Annotated in this window: 11 protein-coding genes and 1 pseudogene; 1 reads left to right on the top strand and 11 read right to left on the bottom strand. The window is 34.4% G+C overall.

Going from position 1 to position 15,137, the window contains the following annotated elements:
- Window positions 1-15 precede the first annotated feature (15 nt).
- Complete coding sequence (locus ACRD69_RS16935) at window positions 16-1,545, bottom strand: carbon-nitrogen hydrolase family protein (RefSeq protein WP_430816306.1); 1,530 nt, start codon at window positions 1,543-1,545, stop codon at window positions 16-18.
- Window positions 1,546-1,763: 218 nt separating this feature from the next.
- Between ACRD69_RS16935 and ACRD69_RS16930 the strand changes: the two genes are divergently transcribed.
- Complete coding sequence (locus tag ACRD69_RS16930) at window positions 1,764-2,675, top strand: mechanosensitive ion channel family protein (RefSeq protein ID WP_430816305.1); 912 nt, start codon at window positions 1,764-1,766, stop codon at window positions 2,673-2,675.
- Between the two features lie 16 nt (window positions 2,676-2,691).
- Here ACRD69_RS16930 and ppk2 read toward each other — a convergent pair whose 3' ends face one another.
- The 10 genes and pseudogenes from ppk2 to ACRD69_RS16880 form a co-directional block, all read right to left on the bottom strand.
- Window positions 2,692-3,429, bottom strand: a complete 738-nt coding sequence (gene ppk2, locus ACRD69_RS16925; protein ID WP_430816304.1) for a polyphosphate kinase 2 — start codon at window positions 3,427-3,429, stop codon at window positions 2,692-2,694.
- Between the two features lie 110 nt (window positions 3,430-3,539).
- Window positions 3,540-5,687, bottom strand: a complete 2,148-nt coding sequence (locus tag ACRD69_RS16920; RefSeq protein ID WP_430816303.1) for an ATP-grasp domain-containing protein — start codon at window positions 5,685-5,687, stop codon at window positions 3,540-3,542.
- Complete coding sequence (locus ACRD69_RS16915) at window positions 5,684-6,544, bottom strand: mechanosensitive ion channel family protein (protein WP_430816302.1); 861 nt, start codon at window positions 6,542-6,544, stop codon at window positions 5,684-5,686. The genes ACRD69_RS16920 and ACRD69_RS16915 overlap by 4 nt, the downstream gene beginning before the upstream one ends.
- 13 nt (window positions 6,545-6,557) lie before the next feature.
- The gene (locus ACRD69_RS16910) at window positions 6,558-7,292 is read right to left on the bottom strand and encodes a mechanosensitive ion channel family protein (protein WP_430816301.1); all 735 of its coding nucleotides are present in this window, start codon (window positions 7,290-7,292) and stop codon (window positions 6,558-6,560) included.
- 509 nt (window positions 7,293-7,801) lie between these two features.
- Window positions 7,802-8,197, bottom strand: a complete 396-nt coding sequence (locus tag ACRD69_RS16905; protein WP_430816300.1) for a DUF2391 family protein — start codon at window positions 8,195-8,197, stop codon at window positions 7,802-7,804.
- A 346-nt stretch (window positions 8,198-8,543) separates the two neighbouring features.
- Window positions 8,544-9,011, bottom strand: a complete 468-nt coding sequence (locus ACRD69_RS16900) for an Hsp20/alpha crystallin family protein (protein ID WP_430816299.1) — start codon at window positions 9,009-9,011, stop codon at window positions 8,544-8,546.
- A gap of 241 nt (window positions 9,012-9,252) precedes the next feature.
- Window positions 9,253-9,756: pseudogene (locus tag ACRD69_RS16895) on the bottom strand (recombinase family protein); the annotation flags it as partial.
- Between the two features lie 353 nt (window positions 9,757-10,109).
- Window positions 10,110-10,649, bottom strand: a complete 540-nt coding sequence (locus ACRD69_RS16890) for a hypothetical protein (RefSeq protein ID WP_430816298.1) — start codon at window positions 10,647-10,649, stop codon at window positions 10,110-10,112.
- A gap of 18 nt (window positions 10,650-10,667) precedes the next feature.
- Window positions 10,668-11,387 (bottom strand): hypothetical protein, encoded by a 720-nt coding sequence (locus tag ACRD69_RS16885; protein WP_430816297.1) that lies wholly within the window; start codon window positions 11,385-11,387, stop codon window positions 10,668-10,670.
- The gene (locus tag ACRD69_RS16880; protein WP_430816296.1) at window positions 11,344-14,763 is read right to left on the bottom strand and encodes a hypothetical protein; all 3,420 of its coding nucleotides are present in this window, start codon (window positions 14,761-14,763) and stop codon (window positions 11,344-11,346) included. The genes ACRD69_RS16885 and ACRD69_RS16880 overlap by 44 nt, the downstream gene beginning before the upstream one ends.
- Between the last annotated feature and the right edge of the window lie 374 nt (window positions 14,764-15,137).

Raw genomic sequence — 15,137 nt, 5'->3', positions numbered from 1 at the left:
TAGTTATAACCTTTCTTAAATAGTTGTTTTTGATAACTTGTAGATGTCTTTTCTCCGGTCATTTAAATTTGTGACACTGCCATAACGGTGAATATCTCTCAGTAAGTCCAAATCCAAATCAGCAATTAATATCATCTCGGTATTTGGTGTTGCCTCGGCTTTCACACCATTAGTAGGAAACTGAAAATCACAAGGGGTAAATACCATTGATTGTGCATATTGAACATCCATATTGTGAACATTTGGTAAATTCCCTACGCTACCAGCAATCACCACATAACATTCGTTTTCAATGGCACGAGCTTGCGCGCAATTACGAACTCTTGAATACCCGTTTTGCGTATCGGTTAAGAACGGTACGAATAATATTTCCATTCCTTCATCGGCCAGTAGCCTTGATAACTCGGGAAATTCAATGTCGTAACAAATTAGAATCCCGACCTTTCCACAATCGGTATCAAAAGTCTTAATTCCACTTCCTCCCTGAAGCGCCCATACTTTTTTTTCATCGGGTGTTACATGTAATTTTTCGAAACGCTCAATACCGCCATCACGTTTACACAAATAACCCACATTATACAGCATACTGTCCACCATCTCAGGCATACTGCCTGTGATGATATTGATGTTATAACTAATAGCCAGCTGTGACATTGCCTGCGTTACACGCTTGGTGTATTTAGCTAACTCTCTTATAGCATCGGCTTCGCTCAAATGATTAAAAGCTGCCATTAGAGGTGCATTAAAAAATTCGGGAAACAAGGCAAAATCGCTTTTATAGCCGCTTAAGGCGTCTACAAAATACTCTGCTTGCTGAAGTAGCTCCTCAATGCTCTTATAAGGTCGCATTTGCCATTGAACTAAACCCGCCCGAATTATCTTTTTCTGAATTGACGCTTTCTTTTGTGGCTTTTCGTAAAATACATTATCCCAACGCAGTAACACAGCATATTCTTCTGATTCAACATCACCTTTTAAATAATTTTTTAATAATCGAATTGGGTGAAAATCGTTTGATAATTGAAAATTTAGAACAGGATCGTGAATTTCCTTTGTTCTAACTCCTTCTATATACTCTTTAGCTGTTATTGTATCAGAGTATTTATGATAATTGGGAATTCTGCCTCCAAACAAAATACCTTTCAAGTTAAGCTTTTCACACAACTCCTTTCGGTAATCATACAAGCGCCTTCCAAGTCGCAAACCTCTAAAGTCAGGTTTAACAAACACATCAATGCCATATAACGTGTCACCATTATTTGAATGTGTATCAAAGGTATAATTACTTGTTATATCCGTATATGTATGATAATCATCTAACTCCGATGAACTCACTATTATTGATAAAGCACACCCTGCAATTTCGTTATCAACCTTAATCACTACCTGTCCTTCGGGAAATATTTCAATCAACTTTGCTATTTTATCTGATGACCAATAGGCGTTGTCTAAGGCATGATAAGAGCTAATCATTACCTGCTTTAATTCAGAATAATCGTCGATGTTTAGGTAACTTAATTGTATGTTACGTATCTCTTTATTCATTTTTTATCTACTGAGAATATTTTGCTTAAAACTTTCTCTTTAGACTCGGAAATGTGATTAGGTAACAGGTTGTGAAAAGAATATTCTTCAAAAGGGATTTATTTTTAACAACACATATCTAAAACATTAGCATTAAACCTTTTTCAGTAAACATTGCTATAGTATTAATAACTTACCTGAAGACTATAAATAGTGTTTATAAAAAACAGGATGCCATTATGAATTTTATTGACAAACAATTACTAACCGATCAAATGCTTCAATTTCAGAATTGGCTAATATCGGAATTACCAATCATCATCTTATTGTTAATCATAGTTGTACTTGCTTTAAAAGTCTTGAAGCTGACAATAAACCGCCTAAAAAAGACGCTGATTAGACGTGCGGAAAAAAGCAAACTAACGGACACACAAGAAGCAGAAAAACGCATCAATACCTTAACAGGAATTCTATACGGTACTGTTAAAATTATTCTTATCACCATCGTTGTGATGTTGATACTTCAAAAAATAGGTATTAACATAGCGCCTATCCTTGCCAGTGCAGGCATCATTGGTCTGGCTGTTGGTTTTGGAGCTCAGGAACTGGTGCGAGATGTCATTTCGGGCTTCTTTATTTTACTCGAAAATCAAATTAGAACCGGAGATGTAGGAGTTATTAATGGAACCGGCGGACTGGTTGAGAAAATTGAATTGCGTACCATTACTTTGCGCGATTTCTCTGGTGTGGTTCATGTTTTCCAAAATGGAAAAATCAACACCTTATCAAACATGACCAAAGAATGGTCGGCCATGGTATTTGATATAGGAGTGGCATATAAGGAAGATGTTACTATGGTAATGAATATTATGCGTGAAACTGGCAGAGAATTACAGGATGATGATGAGTTTAAAACACATATAATTGAACCTATTGAAATACTTGGTCTTGATCAGTTTGCTGACAGTGCTTTGATTATTAAAGCCCGTCTAAAAACGAAACCGATTATGCAGTGGCATATTGGCCGTGAGTACCGTAAACGTCTTAAAATAGCATTTGATAAAAACAATATTGAGATACCTTTCCCACATACTACCGTATACTGGGGAGAAAAAATCAACCCATTGGAACTTAACCTAAAGAAAGACTGACAGTACAATAGGCTACCTACTCATAGACCTTAATAATATCTTGATCCGGAATTAAATTTTCCCTGGTTAAACCTTTTTCATCGTAAGGCAAAAGATTAAGCAAATAACGCATGGCCTCTTTACGGGCGAGTTTCTTTTTATTGCCTTTAATAATGACCCATGGAGCAAAGTTAGATGATGTCTTTTCAAACATCTTCGTTTTGTAATGGGTATAATCATGCCATTTTAATTGCGCCTGCATATCAACCGTACTCAGCTTCCATTGAATCAAAGGATTAACCTTACGCTCTTCCAAACGTCTTTTTTGCTCTTGTTCATCAATACTAAACCAATACTTAATAATTGTAATACCATCTTCGACAAGCATTTTTTCAAGCATCACAACTTGTTCTATAAATGTATGATATTGTGCCTGACTGCAAAACCCCATTACAGGTTCCACAACAGCTCTGTTGTACCAGCTCCTGTCAAAAAATACGATTTCACCGGGATTGGGTAATTTTTCTATATAGCGCTGAAAATACCATTGCCCTTCTTCAACTTCAGTTGGTTTACCCAAAGCTACTATCCGATAATGTCTGGGATTAATAAAGCGGATAAAACGCATAATAGCACCACCTTTTCCGGCAGCATCACGTCCTTCAAAAATAACAAGAACCCTTTTTCTGTTAGTTGTAATCCACTTTTGTAACTTAATCATCTCGGATTGAAGATTAATGTATTCAGGATCGTGCTCCATTGCATGAAGTGGCATATTAGTATAATTTTAAGATTGCTATTAGTACTTTGCTTTTATTTATTTTAGTATTGACTGGTTTCCTAATATCCCTCTTCGGTATTTAGGAAACCAGTTAGTTCAGCATTCTACATTTTTTCATTCAGTAATAACGCAAGCAACAAAGCCCGGTCGGTTACACTACTTCTATATATAAACTCGGCCCATTTATTGTCGTAACCACCCATTGGTCCTAAGCCATCAACCTTGGCACATTTTTTAACAATATTACATATGTTTGATGAACTCCATCGATGTTCTTTTGTCAGGCTTATATCAGTCAGTTTAGATAATTTTTTAATGAGCTCATAGACGTGTTGACTCTCCTCTGATTCAGGCATTGGCAAACGAGAGATACCGCCGTGCAGCTGGCAATTAATCAGCTTAGACTGTTGTTTTGACAGGGCAACAAACTTATTCACTTTTTTATCAATTGTATCGTATTCTTCTTTATTATTAAATCGAACACTAATTTTAGAAGAGCCACTTGCAAATCCTTTAAAAATATTAGTCTTAAAGCTTGTATTATAAGGTGCTAAAACCACATCCGGATTGTTTTTGGAAATGTCAACAATAGAAGCCAAAGTCTTATAAAACAATGAAGAAACCATCGGCACATTATCAGGAGTATTCTTCACCAGTTTAATGTCATAGGTATAATTCGCAGATCCTGAGCGACTGGTAATAACACTGCCTTCTTCATTACCACCATGGAGAGCTAAAATATGACTTGCCAATTCAGCTTTTGTATTTAATATCTCTTTCGAGAATTTACCACCAATCGTTGTGTCAGGCACTACTATTATACCAATTTTCAGTTTTTTTATTAAACGACTAAAACGAAGAGCTTGCAGGGCCAGAATAGTTGTAACAATTCCCCCTTTATTTTCCCAGATCCCAGTTCCATAAAGCTTGTGTTCTGTTGCATAATATGATTCCTGGTCGTCAAGCTTCTGCTGATCATCAATCGATAATACCAACAACCAATCCAGTTTTTCATCATATGAATTTGAAAAATAAGTGACGTTACCTACTTCCAGGTTAGGCAATACCTCCTGCGTAAATCCAAGTGATGCCAGTTCGGTTTTAATTAAGTTAGTGGCCTGGTTAATACCACTCACATTTCGTACATGCGTATTAATGTTAACCAATTTTTCCAATAAGGCTTCTGCCTGGTCATTGCGGCTTCTTATAAAAGTACGCAATCTACTGTGTAAGGGCAGTTTTTTCGAATCAGCATTTCCTTCAATAGGTTGCAAAGCTCCAAAATACCTAATGGCAGCCACATCCAGCATTCGATTAACTAACTTTTGATAGTCATAACCAGCCACCTTAGCTGCATGTGGATAAGAGCCTGAAACGCCAAGACTTGCCATCGAATTGATCTCCAACAGGTAAATATTATCATTCTCATCCAGCCGTATATCAACCCTTGCAAAATCTCTAAGACCAAGTGCCTTAAAAGCATCGATACTGAACTTCTGCATCTTTTCAGTTAACTCTGGTGAAATATTGGCCGGGCATACTTTCTGGCGCGGTTTTTCCTTTTTATCACTAACTGTTTGAATAGCATCCGGATCGCCTTCAAGGTCGATTTCGAGGACAGGAAAAGCCTCTACCGGGTTATTTCCCAACAGTCCTACGCAAAATTCCCTTCCTCTGATGAATTGTTCGACCAAAGCTTGTTGTTGAAACTCAGATACAATAAAATTGACAGCTTCTCTTAAATCTTCCTGGTTGTAAACTACCTTTAAACCAAAGGACACACTCTCCATTTTGGGTTTAACAATAACAGGATAATGAACTGTTGACAAATCATCTTCAGCGCTATTGAACACCCAAAAATCTGGCGTTGGCAACTGATGGTTCTGCCAAACAATCTTTGTCATTACTTTATCTAAAGCAAGAGCATGACCAGCTGGCGTAGAACCAACATAAGGAATACCTAACATCTCAAGCATTGATGGAATATGTGTATAACGACTTTCTCCCTGAATACCATAAGCCATATTGAAAACCATGCCCATTTGTTCGCCATCAATTACCCTTGGCATAAAATGTTGCAATCGTTCAATAATGTACATATTACCATCAAGGATATGCACATTATGCCCTGCTTTCTCAAGGCTTTCTGCTACTCTTTTAACATTAGCCTCTGAATAAAACTCTTTATTCTGCATACCCAGCGTATTAATAACGCCAGTCAGGTCTTTGTTGTAAATAATTGCAATTTTCATCTTAGTTGGTCTATAGAATCATTGTGTTGATTTGATTTAACATGAAGATCCAGTTGAGGAAAAGGTATTATTATATGGTTTTCTGCCAATCGGCGATAAATAATCTTACGGATATCACTTTTTACTTTTTCTATTTCAAAAATATTTTCAGAGTAAAACAACACTTGAAAATCTAAAGACGATGAGCCAAAATCAAGCAAACGTGCTTCAATCAAATGTTTGTGATGAATATCAGGATGTTCAAAAACACTCTTCTCCAGTGTGTCGCAAACGACATGTATATCACTGCCATAACTAACACCCACATTAATTCTGAAACGGGTATTCTTTGATTGATGGCTCCAGTTTATCACTTTATTGGTCGTAATAAGTGAATTGGGGATGATTACAGTTATATCATCTCTGTTAAGCCCTTTTGATGTCCGCAAACCAATTTCCTGCACCTTGACTACATCTCCATCAATTTGAAGGATATCGCCTAATTTGATGGATCGTTCAGACAAAAGAATAATACCCGAAATAATATCGTTAAATGTTTGTTGCAAACCTAAGCCTACTCCGACCAGCAGAGCTGCTGAACCTGCTATCAGAATGGTTACTTTCACCCCAAGTGTTTCTAAGAAGAAAGCAACTGCAAAAGTCCAGATTATATATTTAATTATCTGCAGCAAAGCATACGCTGTCCCATCATCTAGTTTTTTAAATAAACGTTGTTGAATAAGTGCCTTCTTTAGTAACCACAATACTAGTTTAATTAAAATGGCAACTACAACGATTAAAATGACACTATAAACCTTTATGTGATAATCCCCGAAACTAATTAAATCAAAATCAAGTGTACTTTTTATTTCTTCCATTATAGATATCCATTTATTTATTAATCACCACATTTCTGTATGGATAAGGTATTACAATGTCTTCTTCCTTAAATCTAGACATGATAATCTGAATTAGGTCACATGAAATAATAAATGCATCATCATTATTTTGTGCCCAAACATATGCTCTAATTTTTACAGAAAATTCAAGAATTGCAATGGCGCGAACCAGAACTTTTGGAGAACCCTTTTCTATCTGTTCATCAGATCGATTATCCAGAGTCAATGGGTGCTTCTCGGCTTCTTCTCTGATTATACTTATAGCCTTATCAATATCAGAATTAAAGTCGATATTAAACTCGATATGTTTTTTAATCTTTGCATCAGATATTGAACTGTTTACAATCGTCTCATCACTAATAATACCATTAGGTATGATTATACGTCGATTCTCATAATCACGAATAATTATATGACGCAGGGTAATCTCCTCAACAATGCCCTTATATTGAACGCCTATGTAAATAACATCACCTACCCTAAACGGGCGAAAGATTAAAATGAAAATACCACCAATTATATTGGCAAATGCTTTTTGGGCAGCAAAACCAATAATGGCAGCAAAAATTCCTGCACTGGCAAATAGTGCTGTCTTGATATTGTTTAATCCAGGTATTTGTTGAATAACATATATGGCAACAGCTGTGAAAATGATAAAACCAGCAGAGTTTTTTAAGAACGAAAATGATGTTGCATCTGCGGAAACTTTCTTAGCAAATTTGGTCATGAAAAATTTTATCAGTTTCCTAACTATTAAGTTGATTATAAAGGCACATACAATAGCAACAATTATCTTTACATAGGGGTAATTTATCTCCATATTTTGTCAACATTTAATTGTTCTGATAAGTTACAAAGAATCGGAAACATATTACTCTTATGACACATAAAAACGAAAATGGTAACAACCAGGAAGCGGAAAATGTTATCAAAACCAATAAAAAGGAGACTATTGATTTTTGATACAATGTTATTATAGGAAGCAATTGCACTTAATTTGAAAGATAATACTATTGGTTCTGAGAATAAGTTAATTATGAAGCTTAGCGTAGCAATTACGACTTTATCGGGATTAAAGGTCTTAATTGATGAGTTAATACTTCGACAACCAGCAAACGAGAGATTCTCTATGGTAAAGGTAAATAGATATAGTAACTATAAGGACACCAGGCTATTTCCTTTCCTGGAATAGTATTACTAATCTTATAATCGTTTACTTTTAATAATGCAATTATTTTATTCCTTATCAAAGCTATCGACGACAATAGCACCCATAGATGCCGGAAATGAAATAATAATTACCCGTTTTAAAGCTATATCAAAATCTGAAAGTATAGGTAATTTGTTAAGCGCAAACAGAACCACTATTACAACACAAAAAGTAATTAAATAATCAAAAAGTACTCTAAAGATATAAGTCGGTATTCTATTTTTTATCTGCCCCTGATAAATTCCTCGATATGCATAAATACTGATAAAACATAGACTTAACAGGACAATTACAATCAGGTTAAATGTTGGTAAAGTTCTGCTCATATTCCATGCTTCTTCAGCAAAAGCAATTGGTACTGATAATACAGACGCTCCAATTATAAGTTGGCTTAAATCCTCTAAATCCAGTTTCTTTATCATGTAACAAATGTACAGAATAAAGCTATTTATCAAGTTTTTATTTGATGGCTATATAATGAATATTGAAAACTGTATCATTAAAATATCTCCAAAAACTGAAAATTATGTACTTCAGTGGATTTGATATTTTTATCTGTCTGATTTATTAAAGTCGAATCTGCAGTTTGAATTTCAATCTTGTTTTAAATTGATTCAACCTTTTCCTTGGAGTCAGTTACAAAGTCTCCTAATTTATCACATCCGGCAAATATCATTACCAGAAGAAATAGCAATTATACTATCCGTTTCACAACAAGATTCATTATTAATTTGAAAACAGGGCAGACATTTGCCTGCCCTTTATGAATTACATTATCTCAATTTGTTTTGCAGGTTTAGGCTTAACTTCTTCACGCTTAGGAAGTGTAATGTGAAGGATGCCATTCTCGTAATTAGCTCCAATTTTTTCTGCATCAACTACATTCTCTGAAACAGTAAATGAACGTTGGAAAGACTGGTAACTAAACTCACGTCTTGTGATTTTCTCACCATCTTTTTCCTCAAGACGATTTTTCTTTTCAGACGAAATAGTCAGGCGCCCATTGTCATAGTTTACTTTGAAATCTTCTTTGGTTAAACCTGGTGCAGCAACATCGATTAAAAATTCATTGTCATTTTCTTTAACATTAACTGCTGGCAAGGTAGTGTCAGTACTAGAATAGTTAGTTCTATTCCAATCCATCAATTCTCCATCAAAAAATCTATCGAAGATTGAAGGGGCTGATGGAAACCAGTTGTTTGATAATTTTGCAAGTGTCATAACTTTATCCTCCAAAAAATTAGTTCAACAAATTTTAGTAATCTCATTAAGACTTTTTCAAACTAAATGCCAATTTCGAGGGCGTTATCCATTAAGATTTATTTTTTATTGATTTTCAAATAAATAGATTTTGTGATATAAAAAGCAGTATTTACTCAAGAGTCATAATGACAGTTGACACCACTATATCAATGTCATTATGACCACATTAACTGTCAAACATTCCGAAAAGTAAGTGCAATATCATTACATTGAATTAAAGATAACCTGACTTGTTGAAACTATAATAATAACTAGATATTTCCATTATGCTTGCGTCATTCTTCTCCATTTTCACCAAAGCAATATACCAGTAAAAAGTTGCTCGACTTATATTTACGCTTTGAAGAATATCATGGATGGTTCTGGATTTATCTTGCCAAAGCTGGTAATAAGTATAAGCCGTTTTCTTCGCCTCAAGAGTTAAGCCTTTCCTTCTACCACCAATTCGTCCTCTTAATCTGGCAGCCTCATGACCAGCAAGTGTTCGTTCATGAATCAACTCCCTTTCGAACTCTGCAAAACTTGCAAAAATATTAAAGGTCAAACGACCTTATTCAGTAGTAGTGTCAATACTATCATTCAAACTAATAAATTCAACTCCCTTGTCGCGAAAACCAGATACCATATCGATAAGGCGCTTTAAAGAACGTCCCAACCTATCTAATTTCCAAACAGCTACTACATCACCTTCTCTAGTATGTTCTAACACCTTTTCTAGTTCTGGCCTTTCTTATACTGCACTGCAGGTTTCCTGAAAGATTTTAGTACAACCATTTCTTCCCAACGCCACAATTTGCATCTCCAAATTCTGTTCTTGGTAGATAACCTTGTATAACCGATTTTCATAACTGTTTCTTTCAAGGTTAAACCGTGAAACTCTTTTTTAAAACCAGTTTATGAGACTACCAATGCAATTGGATGTTGGGTAGGGTAAAACCGCCTCTCAGAACGGTGGTTTTGTGAGCCTTGGCTATTTCGGTTCGGTTTGTGCCAGCATTATCGGCCTTATTGTGCCAGTAATCTCGGTTCAAATTGTGCCACTTTTGGTAAGTCTAAGGCTTTAATAGATGGTTATTTTTTCAAAATTTCAATGTCATCACCAATTTTAATACAATTACCATCTATATCTTGAATTATAAAGAATTCGTTATTATTTTCATCTTTAAATACTGACAGATATTGACGTATGTATTTATTTGATGCTTTTAAAACTGCATCTTTAACTTTTGTTTTTAGGTTAAAACCATTTGCTATTCTGATCGCTCCATTCCTAATATTTTCTACTTTTTCTTTCAACGGTAAATCAGAAGAGTATTTTATGATTGTATCAAATATATCATGAAGTAACCTTTCTGTTTTAACTTCATCTTTTTTGAAAGCATTGGAAATCTCTTTCTTAAGGTTTGACTCGATCAGTTTTGACCTACCACGAATCTTTCTGAATTCAATATCAATGGTGTCATCTAGCGAGACTATAATTTGGGCTCCATTATACCTGTCATTATTCATGGTTTTGTGCATGTGTAACCCTTGTCCCCACTTGGATTCAATATTATTACCACGGTGATGTATGTCGAATCTTATTGATTGTCCTTGAATTAATGATTTCATATTAAATGTTTTAGCCTGCTATTTTTGCTCGTCTTTAAGACTATCAAGTTCTGATTGAAGTATACTTAGAATCTTATCATTAACGTTTTTAAACTGTTCAAGTTGATATATCTTATTTTTTAAATCTTCCACAATGAACTCTTCGGCCATTTTTTCATCGAGACCTTCAGGATCAAATTTAGGGTGCCGGTCTAGTAATATTTTAATTGTAGACAAATCATGATCGTTTTTGGGGTCAATAGTGTTTTTAATCCATTCATCTACCTTTTCACATTCAACTCCTTGTATAGCCTGGTTTAAACTGTACTCTATCAGAATCCTTGCTACCTTATCAATTTTACTAACAACTTGTAGCCATTCAGAGGTTGTTTTTGGATCTGTAGATTCATTTAACACGAGGGAAGAATCTGATTCACTAATCTTGTTAAAATAAAATGGATTAGGAGTTTTGTAGTTTAATTGCGTTAGAAAATCAAAAACTTCCTCGTAATGCCGTAATGGTCTACTGTTGGGCGGCAGCTGCCACCTGTGTTGCCACAAATTTATAATTAAATCGTGGCATTCTTTTTCTACATCGCACCTCTCTGAACCTGTCAGTTGTTCTGCTTCTTTTATTTTTTTTGCAATATAATGTGCCATCCACCTAGAAAGTGTATCTACACTATTGTCTAAGCCAAGTTCTTTAACAAGAAGCTTACCTAATTTGATAATATCCTTTGTTATTTCTGATTGATCCATCTGGTGATAATAAGAAGATTTTATATGTTGGTTTTGTGTATTCATGTTTGTCACTTCTGTACTTATAGGTAATATCGCGTTTAATACTAACCTTAAATATTACTTCACAATTAAGTCTTTTGCAGAGGATTTGAAGGAAAGATAATGAAGCTTTTAATTTTATTCCTTTTTGTGGAGGTTCATCCTCATTATATGCTTTGTAGCTACTCCATATATCGCAAATTAATACAGTCTTTTCTAATGCCTTCGAAAACCAAATTTTCCCCTCATCACATGGGTGTAATGAATACATATTCTTCAAATTGTCACTAATGTCGTAAGGGGGATAATAGATTTCGTTAGCATGTGGATCCATATCGTCTAATCGCTTAGATATTTCACAATTTTTAATCCATCCTTTTAATTTAAAAGAGCCGAAATCAACTTCTGCTCTTTCTTCATTATAATATGGAAGTTTGTAGTCATAAGGATCCTTGCAGGTACTTAAAGCATTTAATAATGAATCTGAAGTTTCTTGTGAAACTAATGCTGTATTAATGTAATAATTTTCAGTTCGTTCGTTATCAATCTCATGCCATCCTCCATGAATATTAATCCAATTTTCTTCTTGATTCTTATCAATTAGAATTCGCATAAAGTCATCTTCGGTAATGTCAGACTTCCACGATTCAGAATTGTTTTGGTTTATCCATTCAGGTCGTTGAAGAGGTACAGCACCTCTGGCATCTGCCAACCACTTATCATCAGACCTGGTAAGTATATGTCTATTGAGCCATTCCTTCCACACATCTTCATACCAATCATTACGTTGAATAATTGGCATTTTACTAAGTAACTTAGCAGCAACTGCCATCATAGAATGGTAAGAATAATAGAAATCTAAATTATCAGATTTTGGATAGCCGCCATGACTATGATATGTATCATTTTGTCTTGTAGATCGATTCCATAGATTGACCCGTGGATCATTATTATAACCGCCAGTTGTTTTAATATTCCATTCGGTTAATAAAACTTTAGTTGCCAGTTCTTGAACTTGTTCACTTGATATTCCGAATACTTCACCCAAAGGCTCAAACCAGTAATGATCAAAATCCCATGAAAAGTGAAATTCTAACTCTTGGTTAACTACTCCTTTTTTATGCCAATAGCTCTTTGTTTTATAAAAATGCTCTCTGTCTTCAATTGGAAATTGACTCTTGCCTACCTTTTTAACTTCTAATAAGTTTTCATTATTAATTAAGGATGGAAATGAGTTGCTAAGATTAATAATTATTTTCGCAGCGTAAATATTGATAAGCAAATGTTCTTTATTAAGCGCTAAGTCAATTATGATATCCTTGTAGTCCTTTAATATATTTGGTTTTGTAATAGATATCCTTGCCAATGCTATAAGGAGGTATACCTTAGCATGTAAATGGTAAAATGGGTATTCTTTGTATCCAAATGCACCAGCATCTTCACTAATTAACCAATTCATTAAAGAGTCGATGATCTGGCAACAATTTAGCTCGGATAATTTTCTAACACAATGAGCTGCACACCACCTCTCATTGGCTCTAGGAGAACCTAAACTAGACCAAATAAAACCTGCAATATTTTTATCTAGGTCATTATCTACGAACAACGATCTATTCCATATTCCATCTCCAAAGCTATCATCTATATGAAGTTTAACTCGTTCTAAGGAATATTTAAGTACTTCATAGGATTCCTCAGGATTAAGTAATGCTGTAGAGGTTTCTATAAAACCAAACAGAAGATTTGGATCATTAATATCTCCATAATTCGCTAAACCATTTATTATTCCCTCCAATAGTTTTAATTTGTTAGTCTTATCAACTTTAGCTTCTTTAAGAAAGCGGTTGAGGGAATATGAGTTAGCCAGATTTGTTGCATATGAACACCCAATTTTCAGTAATAAAGAAGGTAACTTTCTTTTATAACTTACTTTTCTAGTCCATTCAGTAGGCAGCACAGAAAAGAACTTTGTTAACTCGTAATAATCAATAGATTCGCTACTAATAATATTTTCAATAAACTTATAAATATCATTCTCAGGAACTCTGATTGTTGCTTCTTTCCAAAAAGAATTACTCAGGTTTAGCTTACCTTCATTGTAGGAGTCGTCAAATCTTTTAACGGCTTTTTTAAGATGGTATGGACAGGTTAGATCCAAGTTATTGAATATATCATCCCAATGTCTTTTATTATTAGTTCTATTGTTTTCAATAAACAGTGCTGGTTCTTCTTCCTCTGATGATTCTGGAATTAAATCTGTATTCTTAATTAATGTCTGATTGAAGAGATTGTTGTGAGCCGCTAATTCTCTCAGTTTTCGCCATCTTGTATTTTCTGCACCTTCATTTTCTAAATTGAATACTGAATCCTTTAGAATACAATCCTTAGTTGATTGGATATTTGATTTATTAATGCAAATTGACGCTAGCTTAACTATGTCATGATCTTTAAAAAATGGAGTAAATGTCCATCCTTGTTCAGGACTAATAGTACCTGACTCAACTAAGTCAATAATTAGATAAAACAATTGTCCATCAAACCAACCGATATCTCTTTCTCGCCATCTGCTTAACGCAGATATTGCTATGTTGGGATTAAGCTTCCCACAGATTTGAACAGCCTCGTTTCTATTCCAGTATTTTTCTCGTGCGACATATTCACCAACGACTTCAGCGGTTCTAATGAAATCATAAGCTATGTGTCCTTCAGTGTTGCCAGCTTTTGATGTGTGATCTGCTAATGCTGCAATAGCTTCCCACCGTTGTACAAGTTCATCTCCAAACTTTAGAGTAATATTTACTGCCTCTTCGAAATATACACTTGCATCATCAACTGATGTAACTATAATAGCTCTTGCCAAAGAAAGATACCTGTCGGCTATTTCAGTGGAGCCTTCATTGTTATTATCTTTAATAAATTGAAAGATCTTTGCTTCAACTTCATGTTTTATGAAAAATAAATGAGGAAGTCTATTGGCAGCCCGAAGAAGACGTATTCTGTCATTGAACCAAAATTTATTGTTACTATCTAACTTTGAACAGATTTGATAGATTTCATCTTTTGTTCCTACCTTAAAAAAAGTTATTATGGAGACAATTAGCGATGAAACTTCATATGGAATTGGATTGTAATGAAAGTATACACTATAGTGGTCCTTTCCGGAGTCTTCTAGAAGTTTTAAAAGTTTGCTATAAAAATGTTGATTTGAATTAGAATTAACAATAAAATCAAGATGTAGTTTATGCCATGGCAAGAGATTATTGATAACACTTTCAATTTTTTTTATCTCCTGATCATTTTTGTGTTTTTTGTTTTTTTCTAGCCAAACTTCTGGTAATATATCCTCAATTTGCACTTGTTCATTAAAATATGTCTTCAGTGCAACTGCTCTTAAGAACTTACTTCTTTCTTCATTATGATGCGCACTGGCAACTACAGGTGTTGCTCTCTTTGATATATAATGGTTTAATATTCTTAAAATTTGCTTTGGTGGTAATGAATGAGATGTACATGCTTCAAGGAATGATAGAATGGCGGGGGTAATATTATCATTATGTGTATATTCTGCTCTCTTTAATCTGTATCTTGAATGTGTTAGTAGAAGTGTAGGTCTTCAGCTTAATTTGGACAGATTGGTATAAAAGTTAAGAGATGAATTCTTAATTTATCAACCAATAAAAGTTCAATAATGAAACAGAAGAAGCAAAGTGCCGAATCAAAGATTAAGGA

Source organism: Carboxylicivirga agarovorans (genome assembly GCF_050589845.1).
GTDB classification, from domain to species: domain Bacteria; phylum Bacteroidota; class Bacteroidia; order Bacteroidales; family Marinilabiliaceae; genus Carboxylicivirga; species Carboxylicivirga agarovorans.
This window is presented reverse-complemented; position numbering and strand designations above follow the sequence as displayed.

What these genes read in the sequence shown, in the direction of transcription:
- ACRD69_RS16935 (WP_430816306.1), bottom strand. Translation starts at nt 1,545, where the DNA reads ATGAATAAAGAGATACGTAACATACAATTAAGTTACCTAAACATCGAC.
- ACRD69_RS16930 (WP_430816305.1), top strand. Translation starts at nt 1,764, where the DNA reads ATGAATTTTATTGACAAACAATTACTAACCGATCAAATGCTTCAATTT.
- ppk2 (WP_430816304.1), bottom strand. Translation starts at nt 3,429, where the DNA reads ATGCCACTTCATGCAATGGAGCACGATCCTGAATACATTAATCTTCAA.
- ACRD69_RS16920 (WP_430816303.1), bottom strand. Translation starts at nt 5,687, where the DNA reads ATGAAAATTGCAATTATTTACAACAAAGACCTGACTGGCGTTATTAAT.
- ACRD69_RS16915 (WP_430816302.1), bottom strand. Translation starts at nt 6,544, where the DNA reads ATGGAAGAAATAAAAAGTACACTTGATTTTGATTTAATTAGTTTCGGG.
- ACRD69_RS16910 (WP_430816301.1), bottom strand. Translation starts at nt 7,292, where the DNA reads ATGACCAAATTTGCTAAGAAAGTTTCCGCAGATGCAACATCATTTTCG.
- ACRD69_RS16905 (WP_430816300.1), bottom strand. Translation starts at nt 8,197, where the DNA reads ATGATAAAGAAACTGGATTTAGAGGATTTAAGCCAACTTATAATTGGA.
- ACRD69_RS16890 (WP_430816298.1), bottom strand. Translation starts at nt 10,649, where the DNA reads ATGAAATCATTAATTCAAGGACAATCAATAAGATTCGACATACATCAC.
- ACRD69_RS16885 (WP_430816297.1), bottom strand. Translation starts at nt 11,387, where the DNA reads ATGGATCAATCAGAAATAACAAAGGATATTATCAAATTAGGTAAGCTT.